The organism is Lonsdalea iberica, assembly GCF_002111585.1.
Classification (GTDB): Bacteria; Pseudomonadota; Gammaproteobacteria; order Enterobacterales; family Enterobacteriaceae; genus Lonsdalea; species Lonsdalea iberica.
Window position 1 is genome coordinate 38,460 of the sequence record NZ_LUTP01000002.1, and the last position, 20,978, is coordinate 59,437.

Genomic DNA, 20,978 nt, shown 5'->3' on the forward strand with positions numbered 1-20,978 from the left:
GGTTCTTTATATTTAATGAATTCATCGAGGTGGATCGAGTATGAGTCCTTTGGTTTCCGTTTATATACCAACCTATAATCGCTCTTCTTTAGTCAAGCGCGCGGTTGAGTCCGTCAAAAATCAAACTTACAAAAATATCGAAGTGATCGTCGTCGATGACGGTTCCAGCGACGACACCGAAGAGGTCGTCAAGTCACTGGTCGGCGCCGCCGCCACCGTCAGGTTCTACAAAAACGAAAATACTAAAGGCGCCTGCGGCTGCCGGAATACGGCCATTAAATATGCGCAGGGCGAGTACATCACCGGGCTGGATGACGACGACGAATTTACGCCGGACAGAGTCGAGACTTTCGTGACGTTCTTCGAGAAAAATCGCTATCCCTACATCTCGTCCGGCATTGTGTTCCGGGGGGACAAGGGCGACTTCATCGAGTTCGATAAAGCCGGCGTGATTACGTTGGATGATCTCTGTCAGTCTAATGTGATCGGCAATCAGGTGTTCACCACCACTGAGAATATGCGTGAGATAGGCGGGTTCGACAACGCCTCGCCGGCGTGGCAGGACTACGATACCTGGTTGCGTTTGGCGGCGAAGTTCGGCAACGGATATCGCATCGGCGGGGCCACGTATATCCAGTATCTCGACCACGGCTTTAACCGCATCACCAAATCTAAAAAGCTCAAAAACGGCTATGAGTTCTTCATCAACAAGCACGCGGCGTTGTTGAATGAGAAGGCGATCAAGACGCTGTACTTCCAGTACAAACTAGCGGCTGAAGAGAAGTTGAGCTTCTCCGAACTGCTGACGCTGACAGATACGCGCGTCTTTTTAGGCGCCACCAAATACTACCTGAAAGGTCTGCTGCACAAATAACCGCTCGCGGTGGGTAGGCACCGCCTGGGATGACGCTCTCTCAGGCGTATTGGTCCGGTTATTTACGGTGAATTTTATGAGAGTTTTTTATTGCGATACTGACATCTTCAGCGGCCACGAGAAAATGTTTCTCGCCGCCGCCTGCGGCGTGTCAGACAAGTTTCCCTGCGTGCTGATTTTAAATGAGCATAACCCTAAGGCCCTGGCGTACTGCCGGGATCACGGTCATTTTGACCAGATCATCACTTTGCCGATCAAGACGGTCAAATTCGCCTCCTTGGTGACTTGGTTTATGTGGGGCGACATACTGAAAATAAAGCGCATTCTGCAGAAATATCACGCGACCTCGGTCGTGGTTTCTCAGGGGCGCATCGAAATCGGTAATCTGGGCAGCATGGCGGCTCGTCTGATCTCGGTCCCCGTGACCTCGTATATCCCGATGGCGCACGGGTACGTCGAGCTGTACGGCAAAAGCGCGACCCACTTTTTCAAAGATGCGCTCTGCGCCATTCTTTACCGGCTGCCTACGCGCTACATCACTATCAGCGACTCCGTCAAAGCCTCTCTGCAACAAAGAAGTGGCCGCGACACGCCTGTCGATGTGGTCGCCAATTACATCGATCGTAAGCCGCAGGCGGATGTCGCCAATGCCGTCACGCCACTGTCCGATGTGCCGCCGGGCACGTTTACCCTGGTGATCCCGGGACGACTGCTGGACAAGCAGAAAGGGCAAATCGACTATCTCACCGCATTCAAGGCCGTGATCGCCCAGCAGCCTAATGTGAAATGTTTTCTAGTGGGCGATGGGGAAGACAAAGCGCGTATTCGCGCGTTTATTACGGCGAATCAGCTGCAAAACCACGTCGAGCTGCTGGGCAATCGTGACGATATGCTGGCGATTATGTCGCAGGCGGATCTGATTGTTATTCCCTCCAAGTTTGAAGGCGTACCGCTGGTGCTGATCGAAGCGGCGTTGCTGAAGAAAAAAATAATTGCGTCCCGAATCGATGGAATTAAGGATTATCTCAACGCCACCTTCCTCTTCGAGAGTCATAATATTGACGAAATGAGCCGGGTGACGTTGCAGCATATGACGTCGAGCGGGGAAGATAATTACCAAACGTCGCTCAAGGCATTAATCCTGCGTCAGCAGGATGACTTCATTAACGATTTTTATGCGGTCCTTATTCAGCCGTCGGTTGAAAACGCACCGTGATAAAGGAACCTATAATGCATTGCAATTATGTCGTTGTCGTAGTGCTTTATAATAAACAGGTCGCCGCGTCCACGACATTATCTACGCTGGCGGATTATGATTTTAAAACCGCGAAGCTGATTATTCATAATAATGGTCCGCAGTCGATTGAACTTGACGCGACCTCCGAGAATGTTTTCCAACAGAATTTCGGAAAAATCGAATTGAATAACTGTCTGGATAATCCTTCGTTGAGCGTGATTTACAATCGTTATATTCAATCTCATCCGGAAGCGGAAAAATTTGTTCTGCTGGATGACGACACTACGATCAACGAAACATTTCAGCAGGCGCTATTAAAAGGGAACGCGGATGTCGAATGCCCGAAAATTATTTCGGTGTTTGATAAAGAAACCTATTACCCCATGTCGCACAATGCCGTGGTTGCCGATGCCGAAGTGCTGGATCCTTTCTCTGCGGTGTCCATCGGGTCGGGACTGATCATCCGTCGTTCGCTGGTCGACAAGTTTCGCCAGCATGGCCTGTCGTTGTTCGACGAGCACTATGCGCTCTATGGCGTCGACACCAGCTTCTTTCGCCGCATACATCTTCTGGCCCATAAAGGCGTCGCGATCACGCTGAGCACCACCTGCCATTTGATGCACTCTTTGTCCAGAACGGAAGGGGCGATGAATGACTTCAGAAAAAAAGAAAGAATATGGGATCTGGCGATTTCGACCCGTCAATATCCCAGCGTGAGAGGGTATTACGTCTTTTTGAAAAGAGTGTTTTCCGATCTGTGCGCATTCAATTTCAAAGATACTTTTCTGCTGATCTCGGCTTTTATTGCGGGTAGACACCCGAAATGTCGGACGCTGAAAAATCAGTAGCCTTATTTTCCACTCAGATATTTTCCAGGATACGCTATGTTAACTATTATCCCCGTCGTAATGGCAGGCGGAACAGGCAGTCGTCTATGGCCTTTATCTCGCGAATTATTCCCCAAACAGTTTTTGACGATTGGCGAATCTGTAGGAAGTCTGCTGCAAAATACGGTGACAAGAATTGAAGGGATCGAAAATATTTCGGTCAAGCCGCCCCTGGTTATTTGTAATGAAAATCATCGTTTTCTGGTCGCTGAGCAATTAAGAGAAATCGACAAGATTGACAATAATATTATTCTTGAACCTGTGGGGAAAAATACCGCGCCTGCGGTTGCGTTAGCCGCCCATTTGGCGAATCAGAGCGATCCGGAAAGTTTGCTGTTGGTACTGGCCGCGGACCATCTGATAAAGAAAGAAGATCATTTCCACGCCGCTATCATCGATGCGGTGCATTACGCGGCGAATAATCAGCTGGTGACGTTCGGCATTATTCCAGAGTACCCGGAAACCGGATATGGCTATATCAAAAAGGGCGAAGGATTGTCGGACTCTTGTTTCCGCGTCGACGCTTTCGTCGAAAAACCTGATTTGGCAAAAGCCGAAGCGTATGTCGCCGACGGTGGCTACAGCTGGAACAGCGGCATGTTTCTGTTCAAGGCGGGAAAATATCTGGAAGAGCTGGAGAAACACAGCCCGGAGATTTATCGGATAACCCGTGAAAGTATCGAGCGCAGTCAGAAAGATTTGGACTTCATCCGGGTGGATGCCGAGAGCTTCGCGCAGTGCCCGAGCGACTCCATCGATTACGCCGTGATGGAAAAAACCAGCGATGCGGTGGTAATCCCCATCGATGCGGGCTGGAGCGACGTCGGATCATGGTCTTCGCTCTGGGATGTCTCCGCGAAAGATGAAAACGGCAACGTCAACGTGGGCGAAGTGATCTCCTTCGACTCCCGCAACAATTATATCTCTTCCGAATCGGCGCTTGTCGCTACCATCGGACTGGATGACATCGTGGTGATCAACACCAACGATGCGCTGCTGATCTCCCGCAAAGACCGTGTTCAGGACGTCAAGAAGGTGGTCGAGGAGCTGAAAACGCGTGGCCACCACCATTTCCGCGAGCATCAATACTCTTTCCGCCCGTGGGGCAACATCTCCAACATCGACGCCGGCGACCGTTACCAGGTGAAACGCATCGTGGTCCATCCGGGTCAAGGGCTGTCGCTACAGCGGCATTACCACCGCGCGGAGCACTGGGTGGTGGTCAGCGGCACGGCGAAAGTGAAGGTGGATGACAAAGAATTTTATCTGTCGGAGAACCAGTCCACGGTGATCCCGACAAATAGCGTACATACGCTGGAAAATCCCGGACAGATCGACCTGATCATGATTGAAGTGCGTTCGGGGCATCACATAACGGAAGACGACATCGTCAGATTGAAAGATCGCTATGGTCGTGTTTAAGAGAGGGTATCGGTAATGGATCAGTTGACCTGCTTCAAAGCATATGACATCCGCGGACAGCTGGGCGAAGAGCTGAATGAGGATATCGCCTACCGGATCGGCCGCGCTTATGGGGAGTATCTGAAGCCCAAAACCATCGTGCTGGGCAGCGACGTCCGTTTGACCAGCGAGAGCCTGAAATTGGCGCTGGCCGAAGGGCTACAGGATGCGGGCACCGATGTGATCGATATCGGCCTATCGGGCACGGAAGAGATCTACTTCGCCACCTCGCATCTGAAAACGGACGGCGGTATCGAAGTGACCGCCAGCCATAACCCGATCAATTATAACGGGATGAAACTGGTGCGCGAAAATTCGCGCCCGATCAGCGGCGATACCGGTTTGCGCGAAGTGCAGCGCATTGCGGAAAACAACGGATTTTCCGACGATGGGCGTCCCCGTGGTCGCTACCGCAAAGAGAATACGCTTCCTGCCTACGTCGAGCATATTCTGTCTTACATCAACCTCGACAACCTGACGCCGCTGAAATTGGTGGTGAACTCTGGCAACGGTGCGGCAGGGCATGTTATTGACGCCATCGAGGCGATTTTCAAACAGAAGAACGTCCCGGTCGAATTCATCAAGGTGCACCACCAGCCTGACGGCCACTTCCCGAATGGTATCCCCAACCCGCTGCTGCCGGAGTGCCGTGCGGACACCGCGAATGCCGTGCGTGAAACGGGCGCCGACATGGGGATCGCATTCGACGGCGACTTCGATCGTTGCTTCCTGTTCGATAATCAGGGCAATTTCATCGAGGGCTACTACATCGTTGGGCTGCTGGCCGAAGCGTTCTTGCAGAAAAATCCAGGGAGTAAAATTATTCACGATCCGCGCCTTAGCTGGAATACCGAGGATATCGTCACCACGTCCGGCGGCCAGCCGGTCATGTCGAAAACCGGTCATGCTTTCATCAAAGAGCGCATGCGGTCTGAAGACGCGATCTACGGCGGTGAAATGAGTGCGCATCACTACTTCCGCGATTTCTTTTACTGCGACAGCGGGATGATCCCGTGGCTGCTGGTCGCGGAATTAATCTGTGTTAAACAGCAGCCGCTGGCGGAGATGGTGCGGTCTCGCATCGAGGCGTATCCCTCGTCCGGTGAAATCAACGTCACCCTGCAGCAGCCAGCCGCCTCGATCAACAAAGTCAAAACGCACTATGCCGCGACGGCGGAGTCGATTGACGAGACGGACGGCATCAGCATGTCTTTCGGCGCTTGGCGCTTCAACCTGCGTTCTTCCAACACGGAGCCGGTCGTACGCCTGAATGTCGAGTCGAAAAATGACATCGCGCTGATGAAACAGAAAACGGATGAAATTCTGGCGCTGCTTTCCGAGTAAACCAGACCGCGTAAGGCTTTGGCGCTTTTCCTCCCTAGTCGCGTTGAGTCGAGCTGACGCGAGACGGGATTGCCAGCCTCATGACGGTTCGGCATGGCAGGCTGTCGCCACTAAGCGCCAGCCTGAACATGCAATGAACGTGGGGAGAACCGTTGCCGTGCTGCGGTAATACGTCGTTGCCATTGTCGTTTCAATGATCCGCTTTTGCTCCATGCGGACCACTATTGGGTAGGTGAGAGGCCAGTATGCAGAACTTCAAAAAAACATCCGTGTGTTTATATTTATTGTCCTCCTGGGCTTTTACGTCTCTCGCCGCGCAGGCAGCAGGGAAAAACGATCAGGATTACTTCAGCGATAACAATAAATATATATACAGCGATCTCACGACCAAGCATTTTGTGTTGCAGGGACTACCCGACGATGGGGCGGTCGTCGAGGCCTATCAATATGACGATCTCGGCAATCCGCTGGCGATTCCTTTTTTCAAAAAAGTCCTAAAAAACAGTGATAACGGCGGCGAAATTTCGCGACCGTCGATATCACGTTTCCGGCGCTGGGCCTGTATAAAATCAACGTCATCGACGGCAACGATAAAAAGCTCGACGAACGTAACGTCGCACTCATTCCGCCCGTCGGACCGCTCAACGATGCGGTGGGCGTGAACACCCATTTCGGTCAGGGGCGTTGGGATGCGAATAAAGCAATGCCGCTCATCAAGGCGGCGGGTATCGGCTGGATCCGCGATGAAATCCCATGGAGCACGGTAGAAAAAAGCAAAGCCCGTTTCGCTTATCCCGGCTATGTGGACAACTATATTCGACTGGCGAGTGAGCTGGCGTTAAAACCGCTGGTGGTGCTGGATTACGCCAATGAGCGCGTCTATCCCGGTCCTATCGCCGGCAACGCCGAGCACTTCGCCAACTATGCCCAAAGCACGGTATCCCGCTATCGCGAGACGGTGAAACACTGGGAAGTGTGGAACGAACCGCGTCCACAGACTTTTGGCACCCAGGACTGGGAAGGGTATACGGCGTTTTTGAAACAGGTCTACACCGCAGTGAAAGGCGTCGATAAAAATTCGACGGTGATTGCATGTGGCGGCGGCGGAGCCGGGGGCGGGGCAGGGGGCGACTGCGTGGGCGGTATCTTCAAATACGGCGGTAAACCCTATATGGATGCCTTCAGCATTCACCCTTATATGTCGCCGTTCGACCCGGACAAAGGCTATCCCGCGAAAAACTCGCCGTTCACCCCGATGGGGGGGCGTGTCAACGTCGGCAGCGTGTCGCGGCTGATGGAAAGCCACATCAAGCTGGAAAAACGCTCGGCGAGTCGCTTCCCGCCGGTCTATGTCACCGAAATTGGTTGGCCTTCAACCACGATCCCTTACGCCAATGGCGAAGCCGTCCAGGCCGCTTTTCTGCTCAGGACTTTAATCCAAGCCCAGCGCCTCAACATCATTCAAAGTACGTTTTGGTATGACTTTGTGAACGATGGCGCGAATGGGGCCAACAAAGAGCATAATTTTGGTCTGCTTTATCAGGACTACACGCCTAAACCCGCCTATAGCGCGATGGCGGTGATGAACCACATGCTGACCGGCATGCACTTCAAAAATGCTGTAGTGGATGCACCGGACGTTAAAGTCTATCGCTTCTCCAACGGCAGCAAAGACCTGTTGGTGGGGTGGACGGTAGGCGCAGACAAGAAAGAAGTGCCGCTAGATGGCGGGAAAAAAGTGCAGACGGATTGGCAGGGCAATCAGACGGATATCGACGGAAAAACCTGGACGTTAGGCCCTATCCCTCGCTATCTGAGTGAATAGCGCGCCGGGGATTAACGACGCCGTGCAAGTGATAACAGCAGAGAATCATCAGGGCAGACGATGAAAGGCGCCTTTGCGGAAGCGTCGCTGCAAACTGCATTTTTATTAACCGGGTGAATGAGTTATCGGAGCAAGACCTTCCAATGTTCCGATTCGGCATCAAACCGTTCGGTGGTATCATTCGCAGATTCATCTCACCCACAACAATGAGTCATCTGATGAAATTCCTTGTCACCGGAGCCGCCGGATTTATCGGTTTTTATGTTTGCCAGTCGCTGTGTGCCGCCGGCCACGAAGTTGTCGGGATAGATAATCTCAACGACTACTACGCCGTCTCTCTCAAAGAGGCGCGCCTGGCCGAACTACTGCCGCTGGACAACTTCCGTTTCGAGAAGCTGGATATCGCGGATGATAAGGCACTACATCAGTTGTTTGCGGCGGAGAAATTCGACCGCGTGATCCATCTGGCGGCGCAGGCGGGCGTACGCTACTCGCTGGAAAACCCGCTGGCGTATGCGCAGAGCAATCTGACCGGTCACGTCAACGTGCTGGAAGGGTGCCGCCATCATGGCGTGGGTCATCTGGTCTATGCGTCATCCAGCTCGGTGTATGGGCTGAACAATAAAACGCCGTTCTCGACGGCGGATAGCGTGGATCACCCGGTGTCGCTGTACGCGGCCACCAAAAAATCCAACGAGCTGATGTCGCATGCCTATTCGCATTTGTACGGCCTGCCGACCACCGGCCTGCGCTTTTTCACCGTGTACGGGCCATGGGGACGGCCGGATATGGCCCTGTTCAAGTTCACGAAGAGCATGCTGAACGGCGAGCCGATCGATATTTACAATCACGGCGACATGCGCCGGGATTTCACCTACGTCACCGATATTGTGGAAGGCGTGCTGCGCGTAGCGGATGTTGTTCCACAGCCCGACCCGTCGTGGCGGGTGGAGAGCGGTTCGCCGGCCAATAGCGCCGCGCCTTATCGCGTTTACAACATCGGTCACGGCAGTCCGGTGAAGCTGATGGACTTTGTCACGGCGCTGGAAAACGCGCTGGGAATCGAAGCGAAGAAAAACTTCATGCCGATGCAAGCAGGCGACGTGTATCAGACCTATGCCGATACCGACGACCTGTTTGCGACGACAGGTTATCGCCCACAGGTGGAAGTCGCCGAAGGCGTGCAGGCGTTTGTTGACTGGTATCGCGGTTTCTACCGCCTCTGATCGAGGCGATGAAGCGCGGGCGGCCGGTTCTCACTGCCGAACGGCCATTTCTTCTGTGATTTTAGTTATATGCCACGTTGGATTAGTGTGATTTAAAATGAAAATTGCGATTGCAGGTACCGGTTACGTCGGCTTGTCGAATGCGATGCTGCTGGCGCAGCACAATGAAGTGGTTGCGCTGGATATCGTTGCCGAAAAGGTCGACATGCTCAACAAAGGTGTTTCACCTATCGTCGATAAGGAAATCGAGGATTTCCTGCGTAATCCGGCGCTCAATTTCCGGGCCACGCAGGATCCCGCAGCGGCTTATGAAGGCGCCGATTTCGTCATCATCGCCACCCCGACGGACTACGATCCCAAGACCAACTACTTCAATACCAGTTCGGTCGAAGCGGTTATTCGTGATGTGCTGGCGCACAATCCTGACACGGTGATGATCATCAAATCGACCGTTCCCGTCGGCTACACCCGTCAGCTGAGGGAAGAGTTCGAGACCGACAACATCATCTTCTCGCCGGAATTTCTGCGGGAAGGCAAGGCGCTGTATGACAACCTGTATCCTTCGCGCATCGTTATCGGCGAACGTTCAGAGCGTGCAGAAACCTTTGCGCATCTGCTGGTGGAAGGCGCGATTAAAACCGATATTCAGGTGCTGTTTACCGACTCCACCGAGGCTGAGGCCATCAAGCTGTTCGCCAATACCTATTTGGCGATGCGCGTGGCTTACTTCAACGAGCTGGACACCTACGCCCAGACGTTGGGATTGGACAGCAAGCAGATTATCCAAGGCGTCGGGCTGGATCCGCGTATTGGACAACACTACAACAACCCTTCATTCGGCTATGGCGGCTACTGCCTGCCGAAGGATACCAAGCAGCTGTTGGCTAACTACGAAGCGGTGCCCAACAACCTGATCCGTGCGATTGTGGATGCTAATACCACGCGTAAAGATTTCATCGCCGATGCGGTCATCAAGCGTAATCCTACCGTCGTAGGCGTCTACCGCCTGGTGATGAAAAGCGGCTCCGACAACTTCCGTGCTTCGGCCATTCAGGGCGTCATGAAGCGCATCAAGGCGAAAGGGATTGAGGTCGTGGTCTTCGAGCCTGCGCTGAAAGAAGACAACTTCTTCCACTCTCAGGTCATCAAGGATCTGGAAGAGTTCAAACAGATTTCCGACGTGATTCTGTCCAACCGCATGGCTCCGGAATTGTCTGATGTTGTGGAAAAAGTCTTTACCCGCGATCTCTTTGGCTCAGATTAGGTATAAGGTTAAGAGAGTGTGTGGCACGGCTAGGGAAGTGCCACGGAAATGGCTGACTGTTTAAGAGAGCGATAGATGACGACATTAAAAGCAGTGATTCCCGTTGCCGGGCTGGGTATGAACCTGTTGCCGGTAACCAAAGCAATTCCTAAAGAAATGCTGCCGCTGGTGGATCGCCCGGTAATCGAGAAAATCGTAAAAGAGTGCGCCAACGCGGGCATTAAAGAGATTGTGCTGGTGACCCACGCGTCGAAAAATGCCATCGAAAACCATTTCGATACGTCGTTCGAGCTGGAGTCCTTGCTGGAAGAGCGCGCCAAGCGTCAGCTGCTGGAGGAAGTGCAGGCCATCTGCCCGCCGGGCGTGACCATTATGAACGTGCGTCAGGGGCAGACCCTTGGATTGGGGCATGCGGTTTCTTGCGCATATCCGATTGTAGGCAACGCGCCGTTCGTCGTCGTCCTGCCGGACGTCGTGCTGGACGAAAGCTCTGCGGATCAGTCCACGGAAAACCTGGCCCGTCTGGTTGCGCGTTTCGAAGAGACCGGCCACAGCCAGGTTCTGGTGAAACATCGCCCGTATGAGGCGCTGCCGGAATACTCGGTGGTTGAATGCGAACAGCCGTTGACCCAGCCGGGCGCGACGTCGGCTATCACGTCGATGATTGAAAAACCCAAGCTGGCGCGCGTGGAAGGCTCAGACCTATCTGCGGTTGGCCGCTATGTGCTGACTGCGGATGCCTGGCCTATCATCAACAATATCCTGCCGGGCGCGTGGGGCCGTATCCAGTTGACGGACGCCATCGCCGAGCTGATCAAAACTCAGCAGGTAGACGCGGTAGAGATGGCAGGCCGCAGCTTCAACTGTGGTCGTAAGCTGGGCTATGCTCAGGCCTTCGTCTCCTACGGGCTGCGTAATCCGAGTCTGGGCAAGGCCTTCAAGAAAAATATCGAAAAGCTGCTGGCAAAACACTCAGCCTGACGACAGCTTCCCGCCCGAGCCCGTTTTATGCCGGGCGGGACCTATCCTATCGAACCAATTACTACCCACTCGATAAGAGCTGAGTTACCATATCAGCCTGCTTTTGATTGCCTGTGGCGCGCCAGCCGCGACCCGGGTAGGTTACCCTTCAAACAGGAGTTGCTTTAATGTCCAAACAGCAAATAGGCGTTGTCGGTATGGCGGTGATGGGGCGCAATCTGGCGCTGAACATCGAAAGCCGTGGCTATACCGTCTCAGTCTTTAACCGTTCTGCTGATAAAACCGATGAGGTGATTGCGGAGAATCCCGGTAAAAAACTGGTGCCTTGCTACACCGTTCAGGAATTCGTGGAATCCCTGGAAAAGCCACGTCGTATCCTGTTAATGGTCAAAGCGGGTGAAGCCACGGATAAAACCATTGCTTCTCTCAAACCCTATCTGGAAAAAGGCGACATTCTGATAGACGGCGGCAACACCTTCTACAAAGACACCATCCGTCGTAACCGTGAACTGTCTGCCGAAGGCTTCAACTTCATCGGCACCGGTGTTTCGGGCGGTGAAGAAGGGGCGTTGAAAGGCCCGTCCATCATGCCTGGTGGTCAGAAAGAAGCTTACGAGCTGGTTGCGCCTATCCTGGAAAAAATTGCCGCGCGCGCGGAAGGCGAAGCCTGTGTGACCTATATTGGCGCCGACGGCGCAGGTCACTACGTGAAAATGGTGCACAACGGCATCGAATACGGCGACATGCAGCTGATCGCGGAAGCCTACTCCCTGTTGAAGCAGGCGCTGAACCTGAGTAACGAGGAGTTGGCGAAAACTTTCTCCGAGTGGAACAAAGGCGAGCTGAGCAGCTATCTGATCGAAATCACCGCCGACATCTTCACCAAAAAAGATGAAGACGGAAAATATCTGGTCGACGTCATTCTGGATGAAGCCGCGAACAAAGGCACCGGTAAATGGACGAGCCAGAGCTCGCTCGATCTGGGCGAACCGTTGTCTCTGATCACCGAATCTGTCTTCGCTCGCTACCTGTCCTCTTTGAAATCGCAGCGCGTTGCCGCGTCCAAAGTGCTGTCCGGCCCTGCCGCTCAGGCCTTTGCGGGCGACAAGGCGGAGTTCGTCGAGAAAGTTCGTCGCGCGCTGTATCTGGGCAAAATCGTCTCCTATGCGCAGGGCTTCTCTCAGCTCAAAGCTGCGTCAGAAGAGAATAACTGGGATTTAAACTACGGCGAAATCGCCAAGATCTTCCGCGCGGGCTGCATCATTCGCGCCCAGTTCCTGCAGAAAATCACCGACGCTTACGCGCAGAATGCGGCTATCGCTAACCTGTTGCTGGCGCCGTACTTCAAGCAGATTGCGGACGAATACCAGCAGGCGCTGCGCGACGTGGTCGCCTACGCCGTACAGCATGGTATCCCGGTGCCGACCTTCTCGGCGGCCATCGCCTATTACGACAGCTACCGCTCTGAAGTGTTGCCAGCGAACCTGATTCAGGCTCAGCGGGACTATTTCGGCGCTCATACCTACAAACGCACTGATAAAGAAGGCGTATTCCACACCGAGTGGTTGGACTAAACGCCGCGTTGATACTCTCCAGCCGGGCGTCGATCGCCCGGTTGTTTCACCTTTTGCCTTTATCCTCGTTTCTTATCGGACAGCTCCGAAAAAATAATACGCAGTAAAACTAATCAGAGAAATGTCATTCCCTTCCTGTATGTTGTTAACACGCATCTCTATTTTTGTATTTATTTAATTCAAGGCTACGCAGTTGTTACATGCATCATGATGTAACGTCGTTTTCATTATGGTGATACCCCGAGTTTGAGGACAGTGAATGCCCGGTTTGGCTGAGAAATCAGCTGAAAAGTAGGGCAGGAAAGGCCGTCAGTTAAGTCTTCTCCTGTCCTGTAGTACTTCCTAGGAAAGAAGGAAATTGTGATGAAAAAAACGTTAATGACTGCGGTACTGGCCTTGGCCATGTCCTCCAGTGCATATGCTGCTGTAGGCGAATTGCTGGGGGATGCGGGTGGCGCTGGCGCCGCTTCCGCTGCCGTCGGTTCGTCTACGGCGGCCGGTGTCGGCGTAGCGGCGGCTGCCGTTGCTGCTGCTACCGTGGCGACTGCGAATGATAGCAGCACGTCTAATAGCACGGGTACGAGTACCTCTACAGTCACATCAACCCAGGGTTAATGGGATTGAGATAATAATAAGGCCACTTAGGTGGCCTTTCTTTTGCTTCAGGGGATTCAGGCGAGAACCAGAGCGATGATAAAAATTCTATCAGGTAGCAGAACCCGTGCGCTGATTGCTATTCCACTTTTTTCGTTAATGTTGATGGGGTGTTCGCAACAATTCGCTTTATTGAGTCAAACAATGAAGCTGGCTATCTGGGGGCAGGACGATACCAACCTTACGCCGCAGCAGGTGGCGAGGGTGCCGTATGCCTCGGCCTATATCAAAGTCGGCGAGGCGCCGCGCGCCTTCATGGTGTTGGCGTTCGCGGAAAATGGACTATTGAAGTGGGTGGCCGCGGATAAAAACATGGTCGCAACTCATGACGGACGCGTGGTGAAAACGCAGGGATTCGGCGAAGACATCCAGCATGTCGCCAATCAGGAGCAGGATCCGCTGCATTTAGGATTGTTGAAGTCGGGGACGCCCATGCGTTGGCAGACTGAGGTCAGTTGGTCGCAGGTCATGCGGGGCAGTTATGAACTGAACTCCTCGTTCGAAAACCGCGGCCGCGAGCCGTTGGTTATCCTCGGAAGAACCTACCAAACCGTGCGCTTCGACGAGTTCGTGACCGTCCCCGCGTTGAACAAACGCTATACCAACCAGTATTGGCTGAATGCGAACACCGGTCAGGTGATGCAGAGCCGTCAATACATGGGGCCGGATATGGCGCTGGTTCAGTTTACCGCTTTGAAATCCTACGCTCAGTCACTGTAAGGACGCTTCTATGTTGCTACACAATCGGCTGGCCGCCCTGCTGATGTTGATGACCGGAACGGTGGGCGCGGCGCAGCTTACGGTAAAATATGGCGACCGCACGTTGGACCCCGTGGTGTTGGAAGACGGCGTTCGCTTGGATCAATTTTATGCGAAAACGCCGTTCCCCGCCGACGTCAATTGGCAGAATGCGCTGATCACCAACCCGGCGATGACATCGCGCGTGGCCGCGCAAGGCCAGACGCTGCAAGACCACCTCTATCGTTTACAGCTGTGGTGGCGCGATCGCGGTGACGGCGATTACGCCATCGCGGCCTGGTATGTCGCGCAGGCGCTCAAGCAGGTCCCTGTTGCCGGACGAATCCCGACGGCGCTAGATCCGGACCGAGTGCGACTGGACCTACAGAGCAATCGTCCGCTGGTGGGAGATTATCAGCTCTATCTCGCCCCCTATTCCAAACAGCTGTTCCTGTTCGGCCTCATTCGAACGGAGATTGATATCGGTACGGCTCACGTGTTCAAAGATCTCCCGCTGCGCTCCGGCTGGTCGGTTGAAAACTATATACAGGGCCGACGTTTTTTGCCCGGCGGCGATAAAAGCACGGGGTATCTGATTTCGGGGGCGGGGACGTGGCGCAAGGTGCCGCTGGCGATGTGGAATCGCCAACATAATGAACCTGCCGCGGGGGAAACGCTGTTTATTGGCTTTGATCCCGCGATTTTGCCCGAAGAGCTGTCCTCGATTAATGAGCAGATTGCCGATTATCTTGCGAACCGGATCCCACACTAATGGCTAAAAACAATACTCTCAGACTGAATTGCCTCTCTCTGGCGATCGGCAGCGTTTTCAGCACGTCGGCGTTAGCGGATGCGGCAAACGGCACGGCGCGCGAGCTTGCCGACGCGACTAATCCAAATCACTATTACCAGCCTGCTGGCGTGTCTCAAACCGACTTTGGCGGCGTGGGCCTGCTGCAAATGCCGACCGCCCGTATGGCCGAAACCGGCGAGTTCAGCGCCAGCTACCGCGACAACGATCAATACCGTCGCTATTCCGTTTCCCTACAGCTGCTCGACTGGCTGGAAACCACGGTGCGTTACACCGACATCCGTACCCGGCTCTATAGCGCCGATCCCAACTTCAGCGGATCGCAAACGTATAAAGATAAAGGGTTCGATGTTAAGGCTCGGCTGTGGAAAGAAGACCGCTGGTTGCCCCAGGTCTCTGTTGGGCTGCGTGATATCGCGGGAACCGGCCTGTTCGACAGCGAATATCTCGCAGCGAGCAAACGCTGGGGACCGTTCGACCTGACGCTGGGCATCGGCTGGGGCAACATGGCCCAGAGCGGCAATATCACGAACCCCGCCTGTAAGCTGACGGAGAGCTTCTGCCAGCGCACCAGTTCAACGGATACCGGGCAGTTCGAGGTGAACAATTTTTTCCACGGACCGGCGGCGATATTCGGCGGGATCGAATACCAGACGCCGTGGGATCCGTTACGTCTCAAGCTGGAGTACGACGGCAACAATTACAGCGATGAAGCCGCAGACCGTGGGCGCAGGGAGCGTATCAAGCAGGACTCGCCGATCAACGTTGGCATGGTCTATCGGGTCGGCGATATTCTGGATACGTCGCTCTCCTGGGAGCGCGGCAATACGCTGATGTGGGGCTTTACGCTGCGGACTAATTTCAATCAACTGCGGCCGCACCATGTCGATGACGCGCCGCCGGTTTACGCGCCGGTCAGCCACCCGCAAGGCGGAACGGATTGGAAACGCGTGGCGAAAGAATTGGACGAGAAAGCGGGTCTGGGTCAACCGGATATCTACGCTGATGAGAAACAGGTCACCGTCGTCAGCCCGCAATACAAATATCCGGATAGTGTGGAGTACAGCAGCCGGGCAGCGACTGTCCTCGCCAACCACGTGCCGGATAGCGTCAGCGAATACCACATCGTGAGGGAGAGCCGTCATCTGCCGACTGACAGCACTCGCGTTGATGCGAATGCTTTCCGGCAGTTGCAAACTGCGTCGACCCCATTAGGACAGTCGGAACCGAATGCTTACCATGCTGAGCCGGTCGCGCCGCCACGCGGGCAAGAGGTGCTGCATACCCAGCCCCGGCGGCTGACATACTCCCTTGCGCCCGCACTGTCGCAGTCTATCGGTGGGGCTGAATCCTTCTATATGTATCAGGTGTCCGCGAACGCCAACGCCGATCTCTACCTCTCCGATCACTGGAGTGTGGGCGGTACGGTCAACGTCAACCTGTTCAACAATTACGACAAGTTCAACTATACGACGCCGCCTCAGGACACCAAGCTGCCGCGCGTCCGTACCTGGATACGTGAATACGTCACCTCATCTGATGTATTGCTGACCAATCTTCAGCTGTCGCGTACCGATCATCCGGCGCGGGATTGGTACACGCAGGTCTACGGCGGCTATCTGGAGATGATGTACGCCGGCGTCGGCGGCGAAATGTTGTATCGCCCTTATGGCAAAAGCTGGGCGGTCGGGCTGGATGTGAACTACGTCAAGCAACGTGATTGGAACGATACGATGCGCCTTGCTGACTACAGCGTGGCTACCGGCCATCTGACCACCTACTGGGAGCTGCCGTTTATCAAAGGCGGACTGGCTAAGGTCAGCGTTGGTCGCTATCTGGCGGGAGATAAAGGCGTGACCGTCGATCTGTCTCGCCGGTTTGACAGCGGTATTGTCGCGGGCGCCTTCGCGACGAAAACCAACGTCAGCGCCAAAGAGTATGGGGAAGGGAGCTTTACCAAAGGGTTCTATGTCTCCATACCGTTCAACCTCCTCTTCGCCTCGCCGACGACGAATCGCGGTTCGGTAGGTTGGGTGCCGCTAACGCGTGACGGCGGCCAGATGCTGGAGCGTCGCAATGTGCTCTACAACGTTGTCCAACAGCCATAAACTACCGATATGAGCGGCGGAGAAAAGGCGGCAGACGGAACATCACCCTGCCGCCTTTGTCGTCATAGGGCGTGTCGGTTGCTGGAAACCTTGGGCTAGCCGCCTGTTTTTGAGGGTGGTAATGTAAGGAAGTTGTTAGTTTTATGGTGATGGATGGTAAATAGTCTAATCCATTATTAATAGGCGGTTTTTTAAGAATAAGACGCTTGTTGGCCGGGGGATGGCTTCACTATGATGCAGCGAAACAGTAGTCAGATGAGGTTAAAATGAAACGAGTATTAAAACTGGTAAGTGTACTGGCGCTGCTGACAACCCTGAGCGGATGCATCTTCCCACCCCCGTGGGGCGGCGGTCACGGCGGTGGTGGCGGTGGCGGCGGTCATGGCGGCGGTCATCATTTCCAGGATCCGAGAGGTTGAGAATGTCATCACGCCAGCAGATGCTGGCGTGAACGACGAACGATTTGACACCCCTTTATTCAGGCCAGTGCGTTTGCACTGGCTTTTTTTATAGGCATTCGCTCAAGCTGATCGGCTCTGTTAAACGTTTCGGCGCTGAGGTTTTCCGCCAGCTGCGCATGCAGCTCATCGATCAACTGATAGCGGCGTCTATACTGCGCGCGTTTGTTGCTGGGCAACGCCTCTAGCGGCTTACGGGCGATGGGGAGCGGCAGCTGGTAGAGGCTGTCATGCGTTGGGACTGCATCCAGCGAGGTCCAGAACTCATCGTAGCTGCAAAACAGCACGTTTTTTTTGCTGCGATGATAACGTTGGCTTTGATAAACATGGCTACCATCGCCGACGGCCAGCACGCGACGAATTCCGGCGAGATCGGCCAGTGTCAGCAGGCTCTCAATCAACAACCGCTTGGGGAATAGACCATGGCAGGCCTTAGTTGCCTGTTTGATCAGGTCTCGGGTCGTTTGCTTGCCTTTACCCTGCAGGCCGCCGATAACAATGGCGGGTTGACCCAAGACATTAACGATACTGAACGATAATGAGATAAGCGTCGTCTCCTCCATCCCTATCTGCAGCGTCGTTTCCCCCTCTTTGTCATACCGCCACACGCTGCTGACGATAGTGAATTTTTCGCCTTCCTTACCGTAAAATTCGGCCAGACGACAAGGCGTTTCGCTGAGCAATGCATCATGCAGACGTGGTAAAGACAGGCTTTCCACGAAGGTATAGTGATGGCAAATCGCTTTAGCCCGCTCGGTCGCATTAAGACCGACATGCAGGTAAGGGCGATGAATTTTCGTGGGCAGGCAAGGATGGGTTTTCACTAATCGCTGCATGCAAGGCATGGCACATATCCCGCCCAGGAAGTAATAGGTCGAAAAAGGAAACAGCAGCGATCGCAACAAAAACTTCGCTTTTATCTTATTCTTAAACCCTATTTTTTCTGACCGGAAATGCCCGCTCAATAGCTGAAGAAACAGCGACGCTCTGGATATTTTTTTCATAGGCTCCACACGATAATTTACTATTTTTTATGTTATATTTTTCGAAAAACGGGGTGTTGGCCTCATTTCTCCCAAGAATGAAAAGAAATAGACGGAGGGATATAATAATAAGGGTGTCAGCCCATTTTCGGCAGGTTAATAGCACTTACTAGGATGGAGTATAAGAACAATGAATAAGGCATAAAGATATTCTGAGTTATAGTTTGTTTTCGTTGAGACTTTATTTACAAGATAAAAAATAAAACGTTTTTTTCAATTCGTTTGGGTTTTATTTAAATTGAATCCATCAGAATGCAGAATGGTATTAACATTCGCGTGTCGTTGTATCCAAAGCGCGGTGACTGCACGCGCGCCCATGTTTTCGCACCGTTGCCACATCTATATTCAGCGCTGCTCAGGCGGCGAGTACCTTCCAGGCGTATTCATTCCCCTAAGGCGTGTTCCACGGCCGACCTTATCTCCCATTCCCTATTCAATACCGATTAGCTCGTCTGATTAGTTATGATTTTTCGATTGCTAACCCCTTAATGAATTGTGGAATTAAGGTTTCTTCATTCGTTCAATATCGGCTTGTTAAATTTTTATGGCAATGGTAATAATTATCATTACACTCAGTGTCGTCACCTAAAACAATCCTGCGAAAGACAGCGCGAATGTCGGAGTTTTTTATTCATGCAATACGATTATCAAGATTATCTGCAACTCAAAGAGCAGCATCCCAAAAAATACGCGCGTGAACTGGCCCAATTGATGAATATCAGTGAAGCGGAGCTTTCTTACCTGCGTGTGGGTCACGAGGCGCGTCGACTGACTGACGATCCGCGTCAGATTTTGGCAGCACTTGAAAGCGTGGGGGAGACAAAATCCATCACGCGGAACGAATATGCTGTGCATGAGCAGGTCGGGTTCTATCACAATCAACGTATTGGCGGACACGCGGGAGTGGTGCTGAATCCACGTGGCCTGGACTTGCGCGTGTTCCCCGAGCAGTGGGCTAGCGTATTTTTCTTTATCGAACAGACCGTGCGTGGAGAGCGTCAGAGTATCCAATTCTATGACCGTCAGGGCGACGCGGTGCTGAAGGTCTACGGCACGGAGCACACCGACTGGACGGCATGGCAGGCAGTCGTCGAGCGTTTCACCGCCGCTGAAAATGTCCCGTTGGCACTCACACCTTATGCCGCCCCAGCATCCGACGTCGTGGTCGACGCCGCGCAGCTGGAACAAGCGTGGCGTGAGATGCAAGATGTGCATGAATTTTTCCCCCTGTTGAAACGGCACAATCTGACGCGGCAGCAGGCGTTCCGCCACGTGAGTGACGATTTGGCCTGCCTGGTGGACAACCAGGCCCTGGCCACGCTGCTGAATGCGGCTCATCACGACGGCAACGAAATCATGATCTTTGTCGGCAACCGGGGCTGCGTTCAGATCTTTACCGGCGTGATTGAGAAAGTGGTGCCGATGGACCACTGGCTGAATGTGTTCAACCAGACGTTCACGTTGCATCTCCAGGCCAATACCATTGCGGAAAGCTGGGTCACGCGTAAGCCTACGCGTGACGGTATCGTCACCAGTCTGGAACTGTTCGCCGCCGACGGTACGCAGATTGCGCAGCTGTTTGGTCAGCGTACGGAAGGGCAGCCGGAGCAGGCGCAGTGGCGTCAGCAGGTGTCATCGCTGGTGACGCCGGGAGCCGTCGCATGAAGAAAATCCTTCTGACGCTGACGCTGACGCTGGCGCTATGCCTGCCGTTCTCGCTACTGGCGGCGACGCGACTGGTGACGATTGGCGGCGACGTCACGCAAATCGTTTTCGCTCTGCACGCGGGCGGCGATGTGATCGCCCGCGACAGCACCAGCTTGCATCCGAAAGAAGCGTTGGCGTTGCCGGATGTCGGCTACATGCGACAGCTGAATGCGGAAGGCGTATTGGCGATGACGCCGACACTGGTGCTGGCCAGCGCGCTTTCCCAGCCTTCCGCCGCGATGGAGCAGATCGCGAAAAGCGGCGTAAAGGTCGTGACCGTGCCCGCCGGACAAGACGTGGCGAGCATCGCCGCCAAGATCTCGGTTATCGCCCAAGCGTTAGGGAAGGTGAAAGAAGGGCAAGCATTGGTGCAGCGGGTGAATCAGCAGCTCGCCGAGCTGCCGACGAACCCCCTGCCCGTCAAGGTCCTGTTCATTCTAAGCCATAGCGGCATGTCGGCGATGGGGGCTGGACAGAACACAGCGGCGGACGCCGCGATCCGCGCGGCAGGGTTGCAAAATGCCATGCAGGGATTCAACCGTTATCAGCCGTTATCCCAGGAAGGGGTGGTCGCTAGCCAGCCGGACTGGGTGGTCATCAGCAGTCAGGGGGTGAAAACCCTTGGCGGCGAAGCCCATATCTGGCAGTTGCCCGGTCTGGCGCTGACGCCGGCAGGCCAACACAAACGCCTGCTGGTGGTCGACGACATGGCGATGCTGGGCTTCGATCTGGATACGCCGGCGGCGCTGTTGCGTCTGCGTAACGCGGTGGAAGCGCAGCAGTGAG

Annotated in this window: 18 protein-coding genes; 16 read left to right on the top strand and 2 right to left on the bottom strand. The window is 54.0% G+C overall.

Features of this window, described 5'->3' with window-relative positions; all coding sequences use genetic code 11:
- The first annotated feature begins 40 nt into the window (after window positions 1–40).
- The 14 genes from AU511_RS00950 to AU511_RS01020 all read left to right on the top strand — a co-directional run bounded on the left by AU511_RS00950 (window position 41) and on the right by AU511_RS01020 (window position 16,984).
- Complete coding sequence (locus AU511_RS00950; protein WP_094099708.1) at window positions 41–874, top strand: glycosyltransferase; 834 nt, start codon at window positions 41–43, stop codon at window positions 872–874.
- 76 nt (window positions 875–950) lie between these two features.
- Window positions 951–2,090, top strand: a complete 1,140-nt coding sequence (locus AU511_RS00955) for a glycosyltransferase (protein ID WP_094108477.1) — start codon at window positions 951–953, stop codon at window positions 2,088–2,090.
- Window positions 2,091–2,104: 14 nt separating this feature from the next.
- Window positions 2,105–2,959 (top strand): glycosyltransferase family 2 protein, encoded by an 855-nt coding sequence (locus AU511_RS00960; protein ID WP_094108478.1) that lies wholly within the window; start codon window positions 2,105–2,107, stop codon window positions 2,957–2,959.
- A gap of 36 nt (window positions 2,960–2,995) precedes the next feature.
- Window positions 2,996–4,420 carry a mannose-1-phosphate guanylyltransferase/mannose-6-phosphate isomerase gene (locus AU511_RS00965; protein WP_094099711.1) on the top strand — a complete coding sequence of 475 codons (1,425 nt, stop codon included), beginning with the start codon at window positions 2,996–2,998 and terminating at the stop codon, window positions 4,418–4,420.
- Window positions 4,421–4,435: 15 nt separating this feature from the next.
- Window positions 4,436–5,803 carry a phosphomannomutase CpsG gene (gene cpsG / locus AU511_RS00970; RefSeq protein WP_094108479.1) on the top strand — a complete coding sequence of 456 codons (1,368 nt, stop codon included), beginning with the start codon at window positions 4,436–4,438 and terminating at the stop codon, window positions 5,801–5,803.
- A gap of 245 nt (window positions 5,804–6,048) precedes the next feature.
- Window positions 6,049–6,465 (top strand): hypothetical protein, encoded by a 417-nt coding sequence (locus AU511_RS00975; RefSeq protein ID WP_094108480.1) that lies wholly within the window; start codon window positions 6,049–6,051, stop codon window positions 6,463–6,465.
- Window positions 6,462–7,628: a GH39 family glycosyl hydrolase gene (locus AU511_RS00980; protein ID WP_139829348.1), complete on the top strand. Its 1,167-nt coding sequence runs from the start codon at window positions 6,462–6,464 to the stop codon at window positions 7,626–7,628. The genes AU511_RS00975 and AU511_RS00980 overlap by 4 nt, the downstream gene beginning before the upstream one ends.
- A 218-nt stretch (window positions 7,629–7,846) precedes the next feature.
- Window positions 7,847–8,854: an NAD-dependent epimerase gene (locus AU511_RS00985; RefSeq protein ID WP_094108482.1), complete on the top strand. Its 1,008-nt coding sequence runs from the start codon at window positions 7,847–7,849 to the stop codon at window positions 8,852–8,854.
- 97 nt (window positions 8,855–8,951) lie between these two features.
- Window positions 8,952–10,118, top strand: coding sequence for a nucleotide sugar dehydrogenase (locus tag AU511_RS00990; protein WP_026740965.1), 1,167 nt, complete (start codon window positions 8,952–8,954; stop codon window positions 10,116–10,118).
- A gap of 75 nt (window positions 10,119–10,193) precedes the next feature.
- Window positions 10,194–11,099, top strand: a complete 906-nt coding sequence (locus tag AU511_RS00995) for a sugar phosphate nucleotidyltransferase (protein ID WP_094099715.1) — start codon at window positions 10,194–10,196, stop codon at window positions 11,097–11,099.
- Between the two features lie 167 nt (window positions 11,100–11,266).
- Window positions 11,267–12,673 carry an NADP-dependent phosphogluconate dehydrogenase gene (gndA, locus tag AU511_RS01000; protein WP_094108483.1) on the top strand — a complete coding sequence of 469 codons (1,407 nt, stop codon included), beginning with the start codon at window positions 11,267–11,269 and terminating at the stop codon, window positions 12,671–12,673.
- A 798-nt stretch (window positions 12,674–13,471) separates the two neighbouring features.
- Window positions 13,472–14,047: a YjbF family lipoprotein gene (locus tag AU511_RS01010; protein ID WP_338037387.1), complete on the top strand. Its 576-nt coding sequence runs from the start codon at window positions 13,472–13,474 to the stop codon at window positions 14,045–14,047.
- 10 nt (window positions 14,048–14,057) lie between these two features.
- Window positions 14,058–14,837: a capsule biosynthesis GfcC family protein gene (locus AU511_RS01015; RefSeq protein WP_094108485.1), complete on the top strand. Its 780-nt coding sequence runs from the start codon at window positions 14,058–14,060 to the stop codon at window positions 14,835–14,837.
- Window positions 14,837–16,984, top strand: a complete 2,148-nt coding sequence (locus tag AU511_RS01020; protein WP_094108486.1) for a YjbH domain-containing protein — start codon at window positions 14,837–14,839, stop codon at window positions 16,982–16,984. Before AU511_RS01015 ends, AU511_RS01020 begins: the two co-directional genes overlap by 1 nt.
- Window positions 16,985–17,262: 278 nt before the next feature.
- Here the strand turns inward: AU511_RS01020 and AU511_RS17360 are convergent, their stop codons facing one another.
- Together AU511_RS17360 and AU511_RS01025 are read right to left on the bottom strand one after the other, a co-directional pair.
- On the bottom strand, window positions 17,263–17,454 hold the full coding sequence (locus tag AU511_RS17360) for a hypothetical protein (RefSeq protein ID WP_167371980.1): 192 nt from the start codon (window positions 17,452–17,454) through the stop codon (window positions 17,263–17,265).
- Window positions 17,455–17,462: 8 nt separating this feature from the next.
- Entirely contained in the window at window positions 17,463–18,446 is a 984-nt protein-coding gene (locus tag AU511_RS01025; protein ID WP_094108487.1) for a VirK/YbjX family protein, read from the bottom strand.
- A gap of 672 nt (window positions 18,447–19,118) precedes the next feature.
- On the opposite strand from AU511_RS01025, the gene AU511_RS01030 reads away from it, so the two are divergent.
- On the top strand, window positions 19,119–20,150 hold the full coding sequence (locus AU511_RS01030) for a hemin-degrading factor (RefSeq protein ID WP_094108488.1): 1,032 nt from the start codon (window positions 19,119–19,121) through the stop codon (window positions 20,148–20,150).
- Window positions 20,147–20,977 carry a heme/hemin ABC transporter substrate-binding protein gene (locus tag AU511_RS01035; RefSeq protein ID WP_094108489.1) on the top strand — a complete coding sequence of 277 codons (831 nt, stop codon included), beginning with the start codon at window positions 20,147–20,149 and terminating at the stop codon, window positions 20,975–20,977. The genes AU511_RS01030 and AU511_RS01035 overlap by 4 nt, the downstream gene beginning before the upstream one ends.
- The last annotated feature ends 1 nt before the right edge of the window (window position 20,978 follow it).